Below are 18,573 nucleotides of genomic sequence, written 5' to 3'. Positions count from 1 at the left end.
TCATGGCCGGCTTGCTGGAGAACAAAGTCGTGGTGATCAGCGGTGTGGGCCCAGCCCTGGGCACCACGCTGGCCCGTCGATGTGCGCAGGAGGGTGCTGACCTGGTGCTGGCGGCGCGTACCGTCGGGCGCCTGGAAGACGTCGCCAAGGAGGTCGCGGACCTGGGCCGGCGCGCACTGTCGGTCGGCACCGATATCACCGACGACGCGCAGGTGGACAATCTCGTCAAGCAGACCCTGGACGCCTACGGCAGGGTCGACGTCTTGGTGAACAACGCGTTCAAGGTGCCGTCGATGAGGCCGTTCGGCCAGACGTCGTTCGACCACATCCGGGATACCCTCGAGCTCACCGTGCTCGGCGCGCTGCGGATGATCCAGGGTTTCACGCCGGCGCTGTCGGATTCCAAGGGATCCATCGTCAACGTGAATTCGATGGTGGTGCGGCATTCCGACCCCAAGCAAGGGGCCTACAAGATGGCCAAGTCGGCGCTGCTGGCGATGTCCGAGTCGCTGGCCAGCGAGCTCGGCGGGCAGGGAATCCGGGTGAATTCCGTTCTGCCCGGCTATATCTGGGGTGGCACTCTGAAGGGTTACTTCGAGCATCAGGCCGGCAAGTATGGCACCACGGTGGACGAGATCTACAACGCCGCCGCGGTGAACTCCGATCTCAAACGGCTGCCGACCGAGGACGAAGTCGCCTCGGCCATCCTGTTCATGGCCAGCGACCTGTCCAGTGGGATCACCGGGCAGACGCTGGATGTCAACTGCGGGGAGTACCACAACTGATGGGGTCCAGCGATTTCCTCAGCGTCGAGAGCCTGCTGGCCTCGGCCACCAAGGCCACCGGTCTGGATGATTTCGGCGTCGACGACGACAACTACCGCGAAGCGCTGAGCGTGCTGCTCAACGCGTTTCGCACCGAAGCGGACCTGACCGACCTCGGTAGCAAGATGCAACGCTTCTTCGTGCGTAATGCGCTGGTGGCGCGGCTGCTGTCCGAGGCTGCCTTCAAGCAGTACCCGCAGCACGTCGAGGTCGCCATCGAGCGGCCGATCTTCGTGACCGGCCTGCCCCGCACCGGCACCACCGCGCTGCATCGCCTGCTGTGCGGCGATCCCCGCCATCAGGGTCTGGAACTGTGGCTGGCGGAGTTTCCGCAGCCGCGTCCGCCGCGGGAAACATGGCCGGACAACCCGGTTTTCGCCGAACTCGACGCTCGGTTCAAGAAGGCGCACGACGAGAACCCGGACTACACCGGCCTGCACTACATGACTGCCGACGAGGTGGAGGAATGCTGGCAGCTGCTGCGCCAGTCGCTGCATTCGGTCTCCTATGAGACGTTGGCACATGTGCCCAGCTATGCGCAGTGGCTGGCCAAGCAGGACTGGACCAAGCCCTATCTGCGGCACCGCAAGAATCTGCAGCTGATCGGTCTCAACGACCCCGAGAAGCGTTGGGTGCTCAAGAATCCCAGTCATCTGTTCGCCCTGGACGCGGTGTTCGCTGCCTACCCGGATGCGCTGATCCTGCAGTGCCACCGGCCGGCCGAGACGATCATGGCGTCGATGTGCTCGCTGTCCGCGCACACCACCGAAGGATGGTCGAACACGTTCGTCGGTGACGTCATCGGTGCCGATGCACTCGAGACGTGGTCACGTGGGCTGGAGCGGTTCAACGCGGTACGCCGCGAGCATGACGAGGCGCAGTTCTTCGACGTCGACTACTTCAAGCTGATCCGCGACCCGATCGGTACCGTCGAGAGCATCTACACGCACTTCGGTATCGAGATGACCGACGATGCGCGGGCGGCGATCCAGGCCACCGACGAGGAGAGCAAGCAGGGCCCGAGGGCGCCGAAGCACACCTACTCGCTGTCGGACTACGGGCTGACCGAGGACCAGGTCAAGGAACGCTTCAAGGGGCTGTAGTCGCGCCGAGATCGACGAAATGGTGTGATCTACTTGATCTTTCGCGCCCAGACGTCGGTTTGGGTGCGAAAGATTCAGCCGTCGCCGGGGGCGGGAGCGCTGGAGTACTCCTCCAGGCAGCCTTCGGCGACAGCATGTTTGATGCTGTCCGACAGCTTCGGGCAGCCGCGGGTGCGAGCGCTGCTGCCACCGGCGGCCCGGACCTCGGCGAAGTACGCACACCGGTCCTGCGCCTGCGAGTTCCACTGCACCAGGGTGTGGGCGGCGCCGAGCTTCTTGACCCGCACCGCCACATGGCAGAACCGGCAGTCGACCTCGGCCAAGCCCGCATTGAGATAGCGTTCTCGATCCTGCCGGGTGGCCTCGTGCACCGCCGCGGCCCGCTGCGGGTTACTGGCGAAATCGGGCGCCTTGGCCCACGACGACGGGGCGTCGTCGTCGCCGTCAGCCGCGTACGGCTCGTCGTGGTCGTGCACGCCGAGCAGCTCCATCATGGACCGCGCCAAGTCGTCGACGTCAGGCGGTTGGTCCCCGACGGTCATGTCGCCGGCTGTCCCGCTTGGTCGGCCTGGCGCTTGAGGTTCTCCTCGACCTCGACCTTCCACTTCTCGTTGGCCGGCGTGGTGTCGATCTCGAGTTCGAAGCGCTCGACCATATCGGGGGAGATGTCGGCGACGTCGACATAGAACTGCTGATACCAGCGGCGCATCTGGTACACCGCACCGTCTTCCTCGACCAGCAGTGGGTTCTCGATGCGCGTCTTGTGCTTCCAGATCTCGACGTCCTGCAGGAAGCCCTTGCTGACCCCGGCGACCATGGCGTCAGACAGTTTGTCGCTCATTGCCTCGTCGAGCCCCTTGGGCTTCTCGACGATCACACCCCACTGCAGCACGAACGAATCCTGCGTCACCGGGTAGTGGCAGTTGATCAGGATGGACTCGGCCTTGAATCCGCCGTAGGTGTTGTGCAGCCAGTTGATCATGAACGACGGCCCGAAGTAGGACGCCTCCGAATCCAGGTGGGACTCAACGTAAGCCGTCCCCATGTCGTTGATGTCCGGTCGGCCGACATTGTGCAGGTACTGCGAGGCGATGTGACCTTCGAAGACGTTCTTGAAGTACGTCGGCAGGCCGAAGTGGATGTAGTAGAAGTGCGCCATATCGGTGACGTTGTCCACGATCTCGCGGCAGTTGGAACCCTCGATCAGCATCGAGTTCCACTTCCACTCGGTCCACTCGCCACCCGCGTACTCCGGGATCTCCGGGATACGCACCTCGGGCTGCGGCGGATTTCCCTCATGGTCGTGCCACACGAACAGCAGACCGCTGCGGACGTCGGTCTCCCAGGACCGGGTGCGGGCCAGGCGCGGAGTGCGCTTGGCATATGGCACCAGCTTGCAGCGGCCGTCGCCGCCCCAGCGCCAATCGTGGAACGGGCAGGCGATGGCGTCGCCCTTTACCGTGCCTTGGGACAGGTCGCCGCCGAGGTGGCGGCAGTAGGCGTCCAGCACGTGCACGGCGCCCGAGTCGTCGGCGAACACCACCAGCTTGGTGCCGAACGCAGTGATCGGGTGCGGCTTGCCGTCCAGGTAGTCTTTGACCGGCCCCAGGCAGTGCCAGCCCCTGGCATAGCGATCCGGCAGGGTTCCGGTGTCGATCTCGCGAACGCCGCTAGTCACCTGTCGCCTCCAACTTCTCCGTCGCCAACTAGAACACGTTACAATTTCTAGGTCAGCTCTCGCAATATCAACGCTGCTAGCTGCGGATTACCCAAATGACATGGGGTATATCTGGACAATGCCGATGTATTCGTTCGAAGGCCGGTCACCGCGAGTGGATCCCACCGCGTTCGTCGCACCCACTGCCGTCCTGGTCGGTGACGTCACGGTGGAGGCCGGCGCGTCGGTCTGGTTCAACGCCGTCCTGCGGGCCGACTTCGCGCCCATCGTGATCCGAGAGGGCGCGAACGTGCAGGACGGTTCGGTGTTGCATGCACCGCCGGGAATCCCGGTGGACCTCGGTCCGGGCGCGACGATCGCGCACATGTGCACGATCCATGGTGCGCACATCGGCGCCGAGGCGCTGATCGCCAACCACTGCACCGTGCTCGACGGCGCCGTGGTCGGCGCCCGCAGCATGGTCGCCGCGCACTCGCTGGTCACCGGCGGCACCCAGATCCCGGACGAGGTTCTGGTCACCGGCGCGCCGGCCACGGTCAAGCGGCCGATCGCCGGCACCGGCGCCGAGGTGTGGGTGAACCTCAACCCCAAGGCCTACCAGGACCTGGCCCAGCGCTATCTGGCCGGCTTCGGGGAGGTCGCCTCCTGAGGCCCTGAGCCTCGGCGACAATCGCCGCGCCGAGGTATATAGTGGACAGAGTGTTCACAAACTGCGGCGTGCGGTCCCACCGATGAGCGTCGATACCGCTGTCGATCCGGCTCCGATCAGCACCCTGGCGCCGCGTGCCTGGGTCGGCGCCGCGGCTGCTGTCTTCGCGATCGCCTGGGGTGGTAACGAATTCACCCCGCTGCTCGTGATGTACCGGCGCGACGCCGGGCTTTCCGCCGTCACCGTCGACATCCTGCTGTTCGCCTACGTGGTGGGCATCGTGCCGGCCCTGCTGATCGGCGGCCCGCTGTCCGACCGCCTCGGCCGACGGCCGCTGATGGTGCCGGCACCGGCGCTGGCCGCGGCCGGCTCGCTGTTGCTGTCCCTCGGCGTCACCTCGGTTCCGTTGCTGATCGCCGGGCGGGTGCTCAGCGGTGTCGCGCTGGGTCTGGCGATGGCAGTGGGCGGCAGCTGGATCAAGGAACTCTCCAGCGCGCCCTGGGGTGACGGCCACGGTGTGCGCCGCGCCGCGATGAGCCTGACCGCCGGCTTCGCCGCCGGCGCGGGCGTCGCCGGGGTGCTGGGCCAGTGGGCGCCGTGGCCCGCAACGCTGCCGTACGTGGTCAATATCGTGCTGGCGCTGACCACCGGTCTCGGGTTGATCGGCGTGCCGGAGACCAGGACGGCCCCGGCCGGCCAGCGGTGGTCGCTGCGGACCGACCTGACCATCCCGTCGGCAGGGCATCGCCGCTTCCTGTTCGTCGTCGCACCCCTCGCGCCGTGGGTTTTCGGAGCGGCCGCCTCGGCCTACGCCGTGCTGCCCGCGTTGATGGCCACCCATGTCGGACATGCGGCCGTGGCGTTCTCGGCGCTGCTGTGCGTGATCGCTCTCGGCTGCGGCTTCCTGGTCCAGTCGGTGGGCCGCCGACTCGACGACCCCGACAATGCTCGTGGTGTCGTCATCGCGCTCGTTCTGCTGGTGGTGGGCATGGGTGTTGCGGCGTTCGCCGCCGGCCGGCTCAGTGTCTGGACCGCCGTGCCGGCCGCCGCACTTCTGGGGGCCGGATACGGTATGGCGCTGGTCGCCGGCCTCGCCCAGGTGCAGCGCATCGCCGGACCGGCCGACCTGGCCGGGCTGACCGCGGTGTTCTACGGGATCAGTTACCTCGGCTTCGCCGTCCCCGTCGCACTGGCCGTCGGATCCCAGGCGCTGCCCCACGTCCTGACCTACCCAGTGATGTTCGGGCTGGGTGCGGGCGCGGCCGCCCTGTGCCTCGCGGTGGTGATCGCCGGACACCGCAGGCACCGCCTGCCGGCGTCCCTATGATCAGCGGGTGGCCGGTGCACAGGCGCAATCACCTCGACGGGGCCGACCGCGCAGCGCGTCGGTCCGATCGGCGATCGTCGGTGCCGCGGTAGACCTGGCATTGGCCGGTGGCCCGGCAGCCGCCAGCGTCGATGCCATCGCCAAGCGGGCCGGAGTCAGCCGCACCACGATCTACAAGTGGTGGCCGTCGAGCGCATCGATCGTCCTGGAAGGGCTGCTGGAATCGGTGCAGCACTCGATCGTGCGGCCGCCCGGGAGTAGCTCCGCCGAAGCGTTGCACCACCATGTCCGCGAGCTGAACCGGATCCTGTCGCACCCGCCGACCGGACCGCTGCTGCGCAATGTGATCGCCGCCGCCGCATCCGATCCGGCGATCACCTGCGCCGTACTGGATCAGTGGATCGTGCCGCGCCGCGATGCGGCCGCCGAGATCCTGCGTGCGGCGGTGGCGGCCGGGGAACTGTCCGATGACATCGACATCGAGGTTGCCGTCGATGCGCTGGTGTCGCCGCCCTACTACCGGCTCACCCTCGGCATGGAGCCACTGGACGATGCCGCTGTCAGTCACCTCACCGACACGGTCTGGCGCGGACTGCGGCGCTGACTCAGATGGGCCGCGCGCTGGCTGTCGCGGCGTCCAGTTCCCAGTACGCACGCAGGGCCACGATCTTGCCGTCGTCGTTGACGCGGTACGTGAACACACCCTCGGCGACCACCCGGTAGCCAGCGGACTCGATCACGATGTGGCCGACGTTGGCTTCCTCGTTGCCGCACTGATAGGTCTTCTCGAAGTGAAAGCTCAAGGCGCTGGGCGCAATCGCCATGTCGTAGAACTTCGAGATCGCATCCTTGCCGCGATGGCCCTTGCCCTCGGGATCGAAATGCGACGGGCCGATCGGGTCCTCCACGATCGCGTCGTCGGCGAACACCGCCAGCCAGGCATCCTTGTCGTGCGCCATGGCCGCCTCGCGGGACCGTCGGCCCGCTTCATGCGCCGGGGTGCCCACTTCGTTCGCTCCCACCGTCAGTCCTGCCAGCCGGAGTGGATGTAGGTGTCGGCGAAGCGCTTCATCGCGTCGATCTTTCTGGCCACCGGAGCGTCGAAGGGCAGACCTTCGAACACCCACGGGATGCCGATGTAGTCGGTGACCCCAGCCGTCACCAGGTCGCGGTGCCCGTCCACACCGAACTTGTCGATGCAGACCGCCTGGTACTCGAAAGGATCGCCGGCACGGCCATTTTCGGCGAGCAACCGCTTGAGCGTACCGATGGTCTCGGCCAGCTGGTCGCAGGTCATCATGGCGCTGGTCCAGCCGTCGCTGACCCGCGCGGCCCGCCGCAGCGCCACCTCGGTGTGCCCGCCGACGTAGAACGGCACCGGCTCGGACGGCGCCGGACTCATCTGCAACCGGTCGAAGTCGTAGAACTCGCCATGGTGTTCCACCATGCCGCCGGCCAGCACCAGCTTGATGACCTCGATCATCTCGTCGACGCGCTTGCCGCGCTTGGCGTAGGGCACCCCGCACCACTCGAATTCCTCAGGTGCCCAGCCGATTCCGACACCGAAGCCGAACCGGTTGTTGGTCAGGTTCGCCACCGAGCCGACCTGCCGGGCCAACAGCAGCGGGTTGCGCGAGCCGAGCTTCATCACGTTGGTGTAGAAGCGCAGCGTGGACGTCACCGCGCCCAATGCGCCGGCGAGGATCAGGGGATCGACCCAGGGCGAGTTCTCGTCGAACATCCGTTTGCCGTCGGCGGTGTAGGGATAGTCGACGGACTGCTTCTCGAAGTAGAAGATGGAGTCCGGCAATGCGATGTTGTCGAAGCCAAGTTCCTCTGCCGCCTTGGCAATCTCGATCAGCTGATCCAGCGGGCTGAATGCGATGCTGACGGTGTACTTCATCCGGGTCACGGCGTGCTCAGCGGCCCGGCTTGTCGGCCCCGACCACCCACATCGAGTAGTACTGCGACCCGCCGCCGTAGGCGTGGCCGAGTGCCTTACGGGCACCTTCGACCTGGTGATCACCGGCCTTGCCCATGACCTGGATCGCCGACTCGGCGAACCGGATCATGCCGGAGGCGCCGATCGGGTTCGACGACAGCACACCGCCGGAGGCGTTGACCGGGATCTTGCCACCGATCGCCGTCTCGCCGGCCTCGGTGAGCTTCCAGCCCTCACCCTCGGCGGCAAAGCCGAGGTTTTCCAACCACATCGGCTCGAACCAGGAGAACGGGACGTAGATCTCGGCGACGTCGATCTCGTCGATCGGGCTGGTGATACCCGCCGCCTTCCACAGCGCAGCTGCGGCGTCGCGGCCGGCCTGCGGGCTGACCTGGTCACGTCCGGCGTAGGCCAGCGGCTCGGTGCGCAGCGCGGTGGCGTGCACCCACGCGACCGGATGACCGTCGGCGACCCGCTGGTCCGCGATTGCCTCGTCACCGATGACGATCGCGCAGGCGCCGTCGGAGGACGGGCAGGTCTCGTCGTAGCGGATCGGGTCCCACAACATCGGCGACTCCATCACCTTCTCGACGGTGATGTCGGGCTGATGCAGGTGGGCCAACGGGTTCTTGGCACCGTTGAGCCGGTCCTTGACCGCGACGATGGCGCCGATGTGTTTGGGCGCACCGGATCGGTTGATGTAGGCGCGCACGTGGGGGGCGAAGTAGCCACCAGCCCCGGCGCCCACCGGCTTGGTGAAGGGAACCGGAATCGACAACCCCCACATGGCATTCGACTCTGACTGCTTCTCCCACGCCATCGCCAGGACGCGCTTGTACTTGCCGGACTGCACCAGGCTGGCCGCGACGATGGCCGTCGACCCGCCCACCGACCCGGCGGTGTGAACACGGATCAGCGGCTTGCCGGTGGCACCCATCGCATCGGCCATGAACAGCTCGGGCATCATGACGCCCTCGAAGAAGTCGGGCGCCTTGCCGACCACGACGGCGTCGATGTCGTCGAAGGTCGATCCCGAGTCGGCCAGCGCCCGGTCGATGGCCTCACGCACCAGGCCGTTCATCGACACGTCCTTGCGCTTGGCGACGTACTTGGTCTGCCCGGTGCCCAGCACCGCGGCCAGATGCTTGCCGCCCATCAGGCGTCCTTCCCTTCCAGAACTGCCACCAGGTTCTGTTGCAGCGCCGGGCCACTCGTGGCGTGGGCCAAGACGCGCTGCGCCGATCGAGAGAAGATGTGCTGGGCGGCGAAGCCGATGCGCTCCAGACCCGCCGAGAACATCGGGTTGGCCGCCAACGCGCCGCCGGACGGATTGACGGTGGTCGTGTCCGTCAGCCCGATCGCTTCTTTGAGGATCAGCTGCTGATGGCTGAAGGGGGCGTAGATCTCGGCGATCTCGATGGAGCCGACGTCACCGCCGGTGGCCGCCCTGGCCGACGCCACCGTCGAGGGCGACGTGGTCAGATCCCGAGCGCCGAGGACCGGGGTCTCGATCCGATGCTCGAAACCGGTGATCCAGGCCGGGTTTTCGCGCAGTTCGCGGGCTCGGTCGCCGGCGGCCAGCACGATGGCCGAGGCGCCGTCGGTGATGGGTGCGATGTCGTGCTTGCGCAGTGGTTCGGCGAAGTAGGGCCGCGACAGCAGTTCGTCGATGCTCTTCGCCGGCTTCTCGGAGTCGGTGCGCCCAGCGGCGGCGAAGGCGTCGAGAGCGACCTGGGCCATCTGCTCCTCGGTCCACTTGCCGGCGTCCAGGCCGAACCGGGCCTGCAAGCCGGCGATCGACACCGAGTCGGGCCACAGCGGCGCGACGGTGTAGGGGTCGGTCTGCAACGCGAGCACCCGGCGCAGGGTGCCCGCCGAGGACTTGCCGAAGCCGTACACCAGTGCGGTGTCGATCTCGCCCGTCAGCAGCTTGATGTAGGCCTCGTAGAGCGCCCAGGCCGCGTCCATCTCGACGTGTGACTCGTTGATCGGCGGCACTGCGCCGATCGAATCGATCGCGGAGATGAACGAAAAGGCGCGCCCAGCAAGGTAATCGGATGATCCGGAGCACCAGAAGCCGATATCGGTTTGCTTGAGCCCGAGTTCGGAATAGAGCTCGGCGAAGCAGGGCATCAACATTTCGACGCCGTTGGTGGTGCCATCGGTGCGCCGCACGTGCGGAGCGTGCGCGAACCCGACGACAGCTACATCGCGGTCAGACATGGGTGGTGTTGTCCCTTTACAGGTGGTGCTTGTAGGTGTCGTAGTCGGCGTCCGGTTCACCGGTCGGCCGGAAATACTCGATGTTGTCGATGCCCAGGCCCCATTCCTCCTGGGGCTTCCAGACCGCTTCGACTCGCATACCCATCCGCACGTCGGCGGCGTCGATGTCCGAAACCAGGTGCAGGAACGGGATATCCGCGCCGTCGAGCAAGATGTAGGCCGCGACGTAGGGCGGCTTGATGCGCTGGCCGGCGAACGGAATGTTGATGATGGCGAAGGTCGTCACCGTGCCCTTGTCCGGCAGCTCCAGGAAATGGTCGAGTTCCTTGCCGGTGGCCGGATCGGCCTCGCGCGGCGGGAAGTACACCTTCCCGTTCTCGCCGGTGCGCCCGCCGAGCAGCTTGCCCGTCTGCAGTGCCCGCAGGTAAGCGCTCTCCGGCGCCGAGGCGGTGTGCTGGATGGCGATCTTGCTCGGGATGACCAGCAGTGTGACCGGGTCGCGGTCGTCGTCGACGGCGGGGACGTCCTCGGCGTCCTCACCGGGCACGAAGTAGGCGATGTCGGTGATCGCGCCGACCGGCTCGTCGACCCAGTGCGCGTGCACCCGGTCACCGGTCTTGATCTGCCCGGACTCCTTGGCATCGACAGCGTGCAGCAACGCGGTGTCGGCGCCGTCGAGTTTGATCAGCGCCCACGCGAACGGGCGGTCCAGCGGCTGACCCTCGAGCGGCTCGGGCTGCCACGTCCAGGACAGTACTGTTCCGACGCTGGCCACCGGTACGATCTCCGACAGCGGCTCGTAGGTCACCGGGTCGTACTCGGCGGCGGGCACGAGGACCTTTCCATCGGAACCGCGGACTCCGACGATGCGGCGTTCACGCAGTGCCGTGAAGAAGGCGCTGAGGGTCGGTCCGACCGAACGGGTGTAGTCGAACGACAGTTCCAGCGGCGCCGAAAGGGGCGGCTCGTGCGAATCGGACAAGGCAGGGCTGCTTTGGCTGACTGTCACACCATCGAGTAGAACAGGTTCTAAGAATCGTGGCAAGGACCGGTTCCGGAGAGAAAGGCAGTACCGGATGAAGCTCGGACTTCAGCTCGGATATTGGAGCGCTCAGCCTCCCGAGAACCACGCCGAACTCGTCGCCGCTGCCGAGGAGGCCGGCTTCGACACGATGTTCACCGCCGAGGCGTGGGGCTCCGACGCGTTCACTCCGCTGGCCTGGTGGGGCCGGGAGACCAAGCGCCTGCGGCTGGGCACCTCGGTGGTGCAGATGTCCGCGCGCACCCCGACGGCCTGCGCGATGGCGTCGCTGACCATCGACCACCTCTCCGGTGGCCGCCACATCCTGGGCCTCGGCGTCTCCGGGCCGCAGGTGGTCGAGGGCTGGTACGGGCAGAAGTTCCCCAAGCCGCTGGCGCGCACCCGCGAGTACATCGACATCATCCGTCAGGTGTGGGCGCGCGAAGCACCGGTGACCAGCGACGGCCCGCATTACCCGCTGCCGTTGACCGGCGAGGGCACCACTGGGCTGGGCAAGCCGCTCAAGCCGATCGTGCACCCGCTGCGCGCCGACATCCCGATCATGCTCGGCGCCGAAGGCCCCAAGAATGTGGCGCTGGCCGCCGAGATCGCCGACGGCTGGCTGCCGATCTTCTACTCACCGCGCATCGCCGGCATGTACAACGAGTGGCTCGACGAGGGCTTCGCCCGCCCCGGGGCACGGCGCACCCGGGAGGACTTCGAGATCTGCGCGACGGCTCAGGTGGTGGTCACCGACGACCGGCCCGCCGTCATGGAGATGATGAAGCCCTACCTGGCGCTCTACATGGGTGGGATGGGCGCGGAGGACACCAACTTCCACGCCGACGTCTACCGGCGGATGGGCTACGCGGAGGTGGTCGACGACGTGACCAAGCTCTTCCGCAGCGACCGCAAGGACGAAGCCGCCAAAGCTGTTCCCGACGAGCTCGTGGACGACTCCGCGATCGTCGGCGACGTCGACTATGTGCGCAAGCAGATCCCGGTGTGGGAGGCCGCCGGCGTGACGATGATGGTGATCGGCGCCCGAAGCGTCGACCAGATCAAGGAAGCCGCCGCGCTTCTGTAGACACTTCTTGCGGAGTGTCTACCCAGGGTCCTAGATTGTCCGGATGATGTCCGGGCGCTCACCTCAGGACGGTTGCGTCGCCGAAGATCATTTCGACGTTGTTCACCGACGTGCTGACCATGGCGCGCCTGGGCAGGTCGAGGGAGGCCAGTTCCCTGGCGTAGGGGTGATCGCCGAGGGTCAGCGTGACCCCGCCCGGCCGCATCCGCAGCCCGTGGTTCGTCATCTCCGAGTGCACCTCGCGCAGCGTGCCGTCGAGCGAGGTGAACGACGTCAGCGGCCGGGGGCGCGGCCGCAGCGACGGAATGGGAAGTCCGCGAGCGAATTCCATCGACGCGATCAGCGCGCCGCCCTCGCTCACCTCGAAGGAGAACGGGTTGGCCTCGCGCACCCGGAACTCGGCCATGATCTTGGGGTAGCCCCAAATCGTCCGGCCCGCTTCCAAAGTGAAGGACTGGTCGACCGGCAGGTGGTGGATGAAAGCCGCGGCGTCACCGAGGGCCTTGAATCCTTGGGCATTCGACCCCGGCGGATTGACCATGACGCTGGTGCCGAACTCGTGGTACTTGCCGAGGTCGCCGTCGATGTAGCGGGCGAGCATCAGGTTGACCATGGCGCGGCCTGGGCGGAACTGGCAGACCTGCAATCCGCTGTAGTCGATGAGCTTCTGGGCGGCCTGCGCCGGCACCGAGAACATCGCATTGTGGACGTCGGCCTTGCGAACAACTACGGGCATGGTGAGAACCGTGCCGGCGATGGTGTGCTGCGACTGGGACATGCGGTCACTGTAATCCGCAGTCATAGAAATGTGGAAGGTGAGAAATGACGGGCACTTTGGCCGGCACCAAGCCGGACGTGGATCTGACCAACGGCAACTTCTATGCCGATCGCGGGGCGCATGAGGTGTACCGCTGGATGCGGGCCAACGAGCCGGTGTTCCGGGATCGCAACGGGTTGGCCGCCGCCGCAACGTATCAGGCGGTCATCGAGGCCGAGCGTGATCCGGAGACGTTCTCCAACACCGGGGGCATCCGCCCCGACCAGCCCGGCATGCCGTACATGATCGACATGGACGACCCGTCACATCTGTTGCGCCGCAAGCTCGTCAACGCCGGCTTCACCCGCAAGCGGGTGATGGACAAGCTGGCGAGCATCGATGTCTTGTGTGACTCGCTGATCGATGCGGTGTGCGAGCAGGGCGAGTGCGACTTCGTCCGCGACATCGCCGCACCGCTGCCGATGGCCGTGATCGGGGACATGCTGGGTGTGCTCCCCGCCGAGCGCGCCACGCTGCTGAAGTGGTCCGACGACCTGGTGTGCGGGCTGAACTCAGCCGCCGACGAAGAGACCCTGCAGGCGGTGATGGACGCCTTCGCCGGCTACTCGGCCTACGCCGTCGAGACGATCGCCAAGCGCCGGACCGAACCCACCGACGACCTGTTCTCGATCCTGGTCAACTCCGAGGTCGAGGGCCAGCGGATGGACGACCAGGAGATCATCATGGAGACGCTGCTGATCCTGATCGGCGGCGACGAGACGACCAGGCATACGTTGTCCGGCGGCACCGAACAGCTTCTGCGCCACAAGGATCAGTGGGATCAGCTGACCGCCGATGACACCCTGGTGGCCGGTGCCATCGAGGAGATGCTGCGCTGGACCTCACCGGTGAAGAACATGGCCCGCACCGCATTGCGGGATGTCGAGTTCCACGGCACGCAGCTGCGCGAAGGCGAGAAGATGCTGCTGATGTTCGAGTCGGCGAACTTCGACGAGACCGTGTTCGGTGATCCGGAGAACTTCCGCATTGACCGGAACCCGAACAGCCACTTGGCATTCGGCTTCGGCACGCACTTCTGCCTGGGAAATCAGTTGGCCCGCCTCGAGCTGAGCACGATGCTGCGCAAACTACTGCAGCGGTTGCCGGATCTGCGACTGGCCGACAGTGCTCAGGTGCCGCTGCGGCCGGCGAACTTCGTCAGCGGCCCCGAGGCGATGCCGGTGGTGTTCACCCCGACCAAGCGGGTCCTGGCCTAGCGGCCCGCGCGCCGAGTGTGCGTCCACTGCGAAATTCCAGGCGGATTTTCGCATTGAGTTCACATTCGGCGAGCGAACGCCGTCGCCACGCGGTGCAAGATGCCACCGTCGGTGTCTTCGGCGGTGACCCGTAGGTGGATCCAGCCGAGTTCATTGAGTGATTCGGACCGTCGTATGTCGTTGTTGAACGTACGACGATCGGTGCGATGATGGTCGCCGTCGTATTCCGCGGCGATCTTGACGTCCTCCCAACCCATATCCAGCACAGCGACCAGGACGCCGTACTGGTCGTAAACCGGAATCTGGGTCGTCGGTGGCGGGAATCCACCGCGAATGAGCAGCAGCCGTAGTGAGCTCTCCCGAGGCGACTCTGCGCCGGGATCAACCATCGCGATCACGGTCCTGGCCTGCCGGATGCCTCGATGTCCGCGGTACCGGTCAGCGAGAAGTTCGACGTCGGCCACCTTCAGGCGGGTGCGCTGCGCGAGCGCGTCGATGGTGATCACCGCAGCGTCGAACGGATACCGGCAGGCGATGTCGAATGCAGTGCGGGCCGGGGTGGTGACGCGGATGCCGTTCACAACCTCGAACTCGTCGTCGGCCAAAGTCTGCGACCAGCAGCGAATTCCCTTGGGTGGCCGCCTATTCGTCCACATCAGTTCTGCCGGCAGTCGGGCATCGACCCATTTCGACCCATGGACTGCGGCCGCCGAGCGGCCGGCAACGACTGCGCGCCTCCCGGACCACAGCCACGCCGCCACGGCTTTGGTTTGTGCTGTCAATGCGACGTTGCACGGCATGTACACGTCGGGGTAGATCGCGGTGAACTTGCTTCGAAGTGCATACGGTGTCAGCTCGCCGCTAACCACGGCTTCGCTTCCGATGAAGGGCACCTTCATAGCCCGAAGTGTGCAGCTACCCACCGACATCTCACCGAACGTGCAGTGACTGCGAGAATTCGGTCGAAAATTCGCAACCAGTGCACGCTCGGCGAAAAGGGAGAGCGAAGGCGAAAGCGGCAGACCGCCTAGCGCATCTTGAACTGCGGGGCGCGCTTCTCCTTGAACGCCAGCGGACCTTCCTTGGCGTCCTCGCTGAGAAACACCTCGATGCCGATCTTGGTGTCGATCTTGAACGCGTCGTTCTCGTGCAGGCCTTCGGTCTCGCGGATCGAGCGCAGGATGGCCTGCACCGCCAGTGGACCGTTGTTCGAGATCACCTCGGCGATCTCCAGCGCCTTATCCAGCGCGGACCCGTCGGGCACGACGTAGCCGATCAGTCCGTACTCCAATGCTTCGCGGGCGGTGATGTGCCGGCCGGTCAGCAGCAGATCGCAGGCGATGGTGTAAGGGATCTGGCGCACCAGCCGCACCGCCGAACCGCCCATCGGGTACAGGCTCCACTTCGCTTCGGAGATACCGAACTTCGCGCTCTCGCCGGCCACCCGGATATCGGTGCCCTGCAGGATCTCGGTGCCGCCGGCGATGGCGGGACCCTCGACGGCGGCGATCAGCGGCTTGGTGAGCCGGCGGCCCTTGAGTAGACCGTCGATCCGGGTCGGGTCGTAGTTGCCGCTCTTGAACGAGTCGCCCGGTGGTGCCTTGGTCGCGGCCTTGAGATCCATGCCCGCGCAGAAGTAGCCGCCGGCACCCGTCAGGATGCACACCCGGATATCGGGATCGTTGTCGACCCGGTCCCAGGCCTCGACCATGATCGAGAGCATCTCGGTCGAGAGCGCATTGCGCGCCTCGGGCCGGTTGAGCGTCACGATCAGGGTGTGTCCGCGCTGCTCGATGAGGGCGTCGGGGCCCTTCTCCGGCTCACTCATGGGTGCCTGCCTTTCTTCGCCGAGACTGGAGACTTGTGTCGAAATGTAACAGGTTCTAATTTGGGCTTGTGGCCCTGAACATAGCTGATCTCGCCGAACACGCCATCGACGCCGTGCCTGACCGCGTCGCCCTCATCTGCGGCGACGACCAGATCACCTACGGCGAGCTCGAGGAGAAGGCGAACCGCTTCGCTCACTACCTCATCGACCACGGCGTCAAGAAGGACGACAAGGTCGGCCTGTACTGCCGCAACCGCATCGAGATCGTCATCGCGATGCTCGGCATCGTGAAGGCCGGCGCGGTCATGGTCAACATCAACTTCCGGTACGTCGAGGCCGAGTTGAAGTACATGTTCTCCAACTCCGACATGGTCGCGCTGGTGCACGAGCGCCAGTACGCCGACCGGGTGGCCAATGTGCTGCCCGAGACGCCGAATGTGAAGACCGTTCTGGTCGTCGAAGACGGCACCGACGAGGATTACCAGCGTTACGGCGGTGTGGAGTTCTACGAGGCCATCGCCCAGGGTTCCCCGGAGCGCGACTTCCCCGAGCGCAGCGCCGACGACATCTACCTGCTGTACACCGGTGGCACGACGGGATTCCCCAAGGGCGTCATGTGGCGGCACGAGGACATGTACCGAGTATTGTTGGGCGGCACTGACTTTGCCACCGGCGAGTACATCAAGGACGAGTACGACCTGTCCAGGCAGGCTGCCGCGGGTGCGCCGCTGGTGCGCTTCCCGATCCCGCCGATGATCCACGGCGCCACCCAGTCGGCCACCTGGGGCGCGCTGTTCACCGGTTCGACCACCATCCTGGCGCCGGAGTTCGACGCCCACGAGGTGTGGAACCTCATCGAGAAACACAAGGCGAACCTGTTGTTCTTCACCGGTGACGCCATGGGCCGCCCGCTGCTGGACGCCCTGGAGAGCACGATCGACGACCGTGACCTGTCCTCGCTGTTCCTGCTCGCCAGCACTGCCGCGCTGTTCTCGCCGAGCCTGAAGGAGAAGTTCCTCGACCTGCTGCCCAACCGCATCATCACCGACTCGATCGGCTCCTCGGAGACCGGCTTCGGTGGCAGCAGTGTGGTGGAGAAGGGTGCCCACCAGGCCGGTGGCCCGCGGGTGACCATCGACAAGAACACCGTCGTGCTCGACGAAGACGGTAACGAGGTCAAGCCCGGCTCCGGCGTTCGCGGCATCATCGCCAAGCGCGGCCACATCCCGGTGGGCTACTACAAGGACGAGAAGAAGACCGCCGAGACGTTCCGGACCATCAACGGGGTGCGCTACGCCATCCCGGGCGACTACGCCACGGTCGAGGAGGACGGCACCGTGACGATGCTGGGCCGCGGCTCGGTCTCGATCAACACCGGCGGTGAAAAGGTCTATCCCGAAGAGGTGGAGGCCGCGCTCAAGGGCCACCCCGACGTGTTCGACGCGCTGGTGGTCGGGGTGCCCGATCCCCGGTTCGGCAACCACGTGGCCGCCGTCGTCGCGCCCCGCGAGGGCACCCGGCCGACGCTGGCCGATCTGGATGCGTTCGTGCGCAAGGAGATTGCCGGCTACAAGGTGCCGCGCAGCCTGTGGATAGTCGACGCGGTGAAGCGTTCCCCGGCCGGCAAGCCCGACTACAAGTGGGCCAAGGAACAGACCGAGCTGCGCCCCGCCGACGACGTTCACGCCAAACATGTGGGGGCCACCAGCTGATGCGCACCGACCTGTGCGACCGGTTTGGCATCGACTACCCGATCTTCGCCTTCACGCCCTCGGAGAAGGTGGCCGCGGCGGTGACCCGGGCCGGCGGCATGGGCGTGCTGGGCTGCGTGCGGTTTAACCACTCCGATGAGCTCGAGGCCACCCTGCAGTGGATGGACGAGAACACCGACGGAAGGCCGTACGGCGTCGATGTGGTGATGCCGGCGAAGATCCCCACCGAGGGCACCGCGGTCGACATCGACAAGCTGGTCCCGCAGGCGCACCGTGAATTCGTCGCCAAGACGCTGGCCGACCTCGGGGTTCCGCCGCTGCCCGCAGACCTGGCTCGTAACGAGGGCACCCTGGGCTGGCTGCACTCGGTGGCCCGCTCGCACGTCGACGTCGCGCTCAAACATCCCATCAAACTGATCGCCAACGCGCTGGGCTCCCCGCCCAAGGATGTCATCGATCAATCCCATGCAGCCGGGGTGGCGGTGGCGGCGCTGGCCGGATCGGCCAAACACGCTGTGCGCCATGTCGAGAACGGCGTGGACATCGTCATCGCCCAGGGCCACGAGGCTGGCGGGCACACCGGCGAGATCGGCTCGGTGGTGCTCTGGCCGGAAATCGTCGATGCTGTCGGCGATACCGCCGCGGTGCTGGCCGCCGGCGGCATCGGAACCGGCAGGCAGGTGGCGGCCGCGCTGGCGCTGGGCGCCTCCGGTGTCTGGATGGGGTCAGCCTGGCTGACCGCGGCCGAATACGACCTCGGAGTGCATGCGGGCAGTGGGCCGTCGGTGATCCAGCAGGGGCTGCTCGCCGCCAGCTCGAGCGACACCGTGCGCAGGCGGATCTACTCGGGTAAACCGGCCCGGCTGCTCAAGAGCCGCTGGACTGACGCGTGGGACGCCGACGGCGCTCCCGAACCGTTGCCGATGCCCCTGCAGAACGTGCTGGTCGCAGAGGCGCACCAGCGGATGAGCGGCTCGGCCGACCCGACCGCGGTCGCGATGCCGGTCGGTCAGATCGTCGGCCGGATGAACGAGATCAGACCCGTCGCCGACATCATCGCCGAGCTGGTCTCCGGCTTCGAGGCGGCTACCCGCCGACTGGACGACATTCGCGACAGCTGAGCCCGCCGCGCGTCTACAGTCGAA

Annotated in this window: 19 protein-coding genes; 9 read left to right on the top strand and 10 right to left on the bottom strand. The window is 66.3% G+C overall.

Going from position 1 to position 18,573, the window contains the following annotated elements:
* The first annotated feature begins 2 nt into the window (after window positions 1-2).
* Window positions 3-785: an SDR family oxidoreductase gene (locus tag G6N35_RS16110; RefSeq protein WP_163805154.1), complete on the top strand. Its 783-nt coding sequence runs from the start codon at window positions 3-5 to the stop codon at window positions 783-785.
* A complete protein-coding gene (locus G6N35_RS16105) occupies window positions 785-1,927 on the top strand; it encodes a sulfotransferase family protein (RefSeq protein WP_179967367.1) in 1,143 nt (380 codons plus the stop codon). The genes G6N35_RS16110 and G6N35_RS16105 overlap by 1 nt, the downstream gene beginning before the upstream one ends.
* A 74-nt stretch (window positions 1,928-2,001) precedes the next feature.
* Here G6N35_RS16105 and G6N35_RS16100 read toward each other — a convergent pair whose 3' ends face one another.
* The gene (locus G6N35_RS16100) at window positions 2,002-2,469 is read right to left on the bottom strand and encodes a hypothetical protein (RefSeq protein WP_163805153.1); all 468 of its coding nucleotides are present in this window, start codon (window positions 2,467-2,469) and stop codon (window positions 2,002-2,004) included.
* Window positions 2,466-3,605: a 3-ketosteroid-9-alpha-monooxygenase, oxygenase component gene (locus G6N35_RS16095; RefSeq protein WP_163805152.1), complete on the bottom strand. Its 1,140-nt coding sequence runs from the start codon at window positions 3,603-3,605 to the stop codon at window positions 2,466-2,468. The genes G6N35_RS16100 and G6N35_RS16095 overlap by 4 nt, the downstream gene beginning before the upstream one ends.
* Before the next feature lie 118 nt (window positions 3,606-3,723).
* On the opposite strand from G6N35_RS16095, the gene G6N35_RS16090 reads away from it, so the two are divergent.
* The 3 genes from G6N35_RS16090 (at window position 3,724) to G6N35_RS16080 (ending at window position 6,185) form a co-directional block, all read left to right on the top strand.
* Window positions 3,724-4,254, top strand: coding sequence for a gamma carbonic anhydrase family protein (locus tag G6N35_RS16090; protein ID WP_163807720.1), 531 nt, complete (start codon window positions 3,724-3,726; stop codon window positions 4,252-4,254).
* A gap of 82 nt (window positions 4,255-4,336) precedes the next feature.
* On the top strand, window positions 4,337-5,581 hold the full coding sequence (locus tag G6N35_RS16085; RefSeq protein ID WP_163805151.1) for an MFS transporter: 1,245 nt from the start codon (window positions 4,337-4,339) through the stop codon (window positions 5,579-5,581).
* Window positions 5,582-5,588: 7 nt separating this feature from the next.
* The gene (locus G6N35_RS16080; protein ID WP_246224331.1) at window positions 5,589-6,185 is read left to right on the top strand and encodes a TetR/AcrR family transcriptional regulator; all 597 of its coding nucleotides are present in this window, start codon (window positions 5,589-5,591) and stop codon (window positions 6,183-6,185) included.
* 1 nt (window position 6,186) lies between these two features.
* Here the strand turns inward: G6N35_RS16080 and G6N35_RS16075 are convergent, their stop codons facing one another.
* Genes G6N35_RS16075 through G6N35_RS16055 form a run of 5 tightly spaced genes read right to left on the bottom strand, consistent with a single transcriptional unit; the run spans window position 6,187 to window position 10,755 of the window.
* The gene (locus G6N35_RS16075; RefSeq protein ID WP_281357012.1) at window positions 6,187-6,603 is read right to left on the bottom strand and encodes a nuclear transport factor 2 family protein; all 417 of its coding nucleotides are present in this window, start codon (window positions 6,601-6,603) and stop codon (window positions 6,187-6,189) included.
* 2 nt (window positions 6,604-6,605) lie between these two features.
* Window positions 6,606-7,484, bottom strand: coding sequence for a TIGR03619 family F420-dependent LLM class oxidoreductase (locus G6N35_RS16070; RefSeq protein WP_163807717.1), 879 nt, complete (start codon window positions 7,482-7,484; stop codon window positions 6,606-6,608).
* A gap of 16 nt (window positions 7,485-7,500) precedes the next feature.
* Window positions 7,501-8,679, bottom strand: coding sequence for a thiolase family protein (locus tag G6N35_RS16065; protein ID WP_163805150.1), 1,179 nt, complete (start codon window positions 8,677-8,679; stop codon window positions 7,501-7,503).
* Window positions 8,679-9,746 (bottom strand): thiolase family protein, encoded by a 1,068-nt coding sequence (locus tag G6N35_RS16060; RefSeq protein WP_163805149.1) that lies wholly within the window; start codon window positions 9,744-9,746, stop codon window positions 8,679-8,681. Before G6N35_RS16060 ends, G6N35_RS16065 begins: the two co-directional genes overlap by 1 nt.
* Before the next feature lie 16 nt (window positions 9,747-9,762).
* Window positions 9,763-10,755, bottom strand: coding sequence for a Zn-ribbon domain-containing OB-fold protein (locus G6N35_RS16055; protein WP_163805148.1), 993 nt, complete (start codon window positions 10,753-10,755; stop codon window positions 9,763-9,765).
* Window positions 10,756-10,822: 67 nt separating this feature from the next.
* Between G6N35_RS16055 and G6N35_RS16050 the strand changes: the two genes are divergently transcribed.
* Complete coding sequence (locus G6N35_RS16050) at window positions 10,823-11,854, top strand: LLM class F420-dependent oxidoreductase (protein WP_163805147.1); 1,032 nt, start codon at window positions 10,823-10,825, stop codon at window positions 11,852-11,854.
* Between the two features lie 58 nt (window positions 11,855-11,912).
* Here the strand turns inward: G6N35_RS16050 and G6N35_RS16045 are convergent, their stop codons facing one another.
* Window positions 11,913-12,632, bottom strand: a complete 720-nt coding sequence (locus G6N35_RS16045; protein ID WP_163805146.1) for an acetoacetate decarboxylase family protein — start codon at window positions 12,630-12,632, stop codon at window positions 11,913-11,915.
* A 44-nt stretch (window positions 12,633-12,676) separates the two neighbouring features.
* Here G6N35_RS16045 and G6N35_RS16040 point away from each other — a divergent pair, with 44 nt between their 5' ends.
* On the top strand, window positions 12,677-13,888 hold the full coding sequence (locus G6N35_RS16040) for a cytochrome P450 (RefSeq protein ID WP_163805145.1): 1,212 nt from the start codon (window positions 12,677-12,679) through the stop codon (window positions 13,886-13,888).
* A 59-nt stretch (window positions 13,889-13,947) separates the two neighbouring features.
* On the opposite strand, the gene G6N35_RS16035 is transcribed toward G6N35_RS16040, so the two are convergent.
* Together G6N35_RS16035 and G6N35_RS16030 are read right to left on the bottom strand one after the other, a co-directional pair.
* Window positions 13,948-14,787, bottom strand: coding sequence for a type IV toxin-antitoxin system AbiEi family antitoxin (locus G6N35_RS16035; RefSeq protein WP_163805144.1), 840 nt, complete (start codon window positions 14,785-14,787; stop codon window positions 13,948-13,950).
* Window positions 14,788-14,915: 128 nt separating this feature from the next.
* Window positions 14,916-15,716, bottom strand: coding sequence for a crotonase/enoyl-CoA hydratase family protein (locus G6N35_RS16030; protein WP_163805143.1), 801 nt, complete (start codon window positions 15,714-15,716; stop codon window positions 14,916-14,918).
* A 68-nt stretch (window positions 15,717-15,784) separates the two neighbouring features.
* On the opposite strand from G6N35_RS16030, the gene G6N35_RS16025 reads away from it, so the two are divergent.
* Both G6N35_RS16025 and G6N35_RS16020 read left to right on the top strand, forming a co-directional pair.
* Entirely contained in the window at window positions 15,785-17,428 is a 1,644-nt protein-coding gene (locus tag G6N35_RS16025; protein WP_163805142.1) for a medium/long-chain-fatty-acid--CoA/3-oxocholest-4-en-26-oate--CoA ligase, read from the top strand.
* A complete protein-coding gene (locus G6N35_RS16020; RefSeq protein WP_163805141.1) occupies window positions 17,428-18,549 on the top strand; it encodes an NAD(P)H-dependent flavin oxidoreductase in 1,122 nt (373 codons plus the stop codon). Before G6N35_RS16025 ends, G6N35_RS16020 begins: the two co-directional genes overlap by 1 nt.
* Window positions 18,550-18,573 lie beyond the last annotated feature (24 nt).

Origin of the sequence: Mycolicibacterium anyangense, from assembly GCF_010731855.1 — a bacterium.
In the GTDB taxonomy this organism is placed as follows: Bacteria; Actinomycetota; Actinomycetes; order Mycobacteriales; family Mycobacteriaceae; genus Mycobacterium; species Mycobacterium anyangense.
This window is presented reverse-complemented; position numbering and strand designations above follow the sequence as displayed.

Coding starts and splice junctions, on each gene's coding strand:
- G6N35_RS16110 (WP_163805154.1), top strand. CDS start 3: ATGGCCGGCTTGCTGGAGAACAAAGTCGTGGTGATCAGCGGTGTGGGC.
- G6N35_RS16105 (WP_179967367.1), top strand. CDS start 785: ATGGGGTCCAGCGATTTCCTCAGCGTCGAGAGCCTGCTGGCCTCGGCC.
- G6N35_RS16100 (WP_163805153.1), bottom strand. CDS start 2,469: ATGACCGTCGGGGACCAACCGCCTGACGTCGACGACTTGGCGCGGTCC.
- G6N35_RS16090 (WP_163807720.1), top strand. CDS start 3,724: ATGCCGATGTATTCGTTCGAAGGCCGGTCACCGCGAGTGGATCCCACC.
- G6N35_RS16085 (WP_163805151.1), top strand. CDS start 4,337: ATGAGCGTCGATACCGCTGTCGATCCGGCTCCGATCAGCACCCTGGCG.
- G6N35_RS16070 (WP_163807717.1), bottom strand. CDS start 7,484: ATGAAGTACACCGTCAGCATCGCATTCAGCCCGCTGGATCAGCTGATC.
- G6N35_RS16065 (WP_163805150.1), bottom strand. CDS start 8,679: ATGGGCGGCAAGCATCTGGCCGCGGTGCTGGGCACCGGGCAGACCAAG.
- G6N35_RS16060 (WP_163805149.1), bottom strand. CDS start 9,746: ATGTCTGACCGCGATGTAGCTGTCGTCGGGTTCGCGCACGCTCCGCAC.
- G6N35_RS16050 (WP_163805147.1), top strand. CDS start 10,823: ATGAAGCTCGGACTTCAGCTCGGATATTGGAGCGCTCAGCCTCCCGAG.
- G6N35_RS16045 (WP_163805146.1), bottom strand. CDS start 12,632: ATGTCCCAGTCGCAGCACACCATCGCCGGCACGGTTCTCACCATGCCC.
- G6N35_RS16040 (WP_163805145.1), top strand. CDS start 12,677: ATGACGGGCACTTTGGCCGGCACCAAGCCGGACGTGGATCTGACCAAC.
- G6N35_RS16035 (WP_163805144.1), bottom strand. CDS start 14,787: ATGAAGGTGCCCTTCATCGGAAGCGAAGCCGTGGTTAGCGGCGAGCTG.
- G6N35_RS16030 (WP_163805143.1), bottom strand. CDS start 15,716: ATGAGTGAGCCGGAGAAGGGCCCCGACGCCCTCATCGAGCAGCGCGGA.
- G6N35_RS16020 (WP_163805141.1), top strand. CDS start 17,428: ATGCGCACCGACCTGTGCGACCGGTTTGGCATCGACTACCCGATCTTC.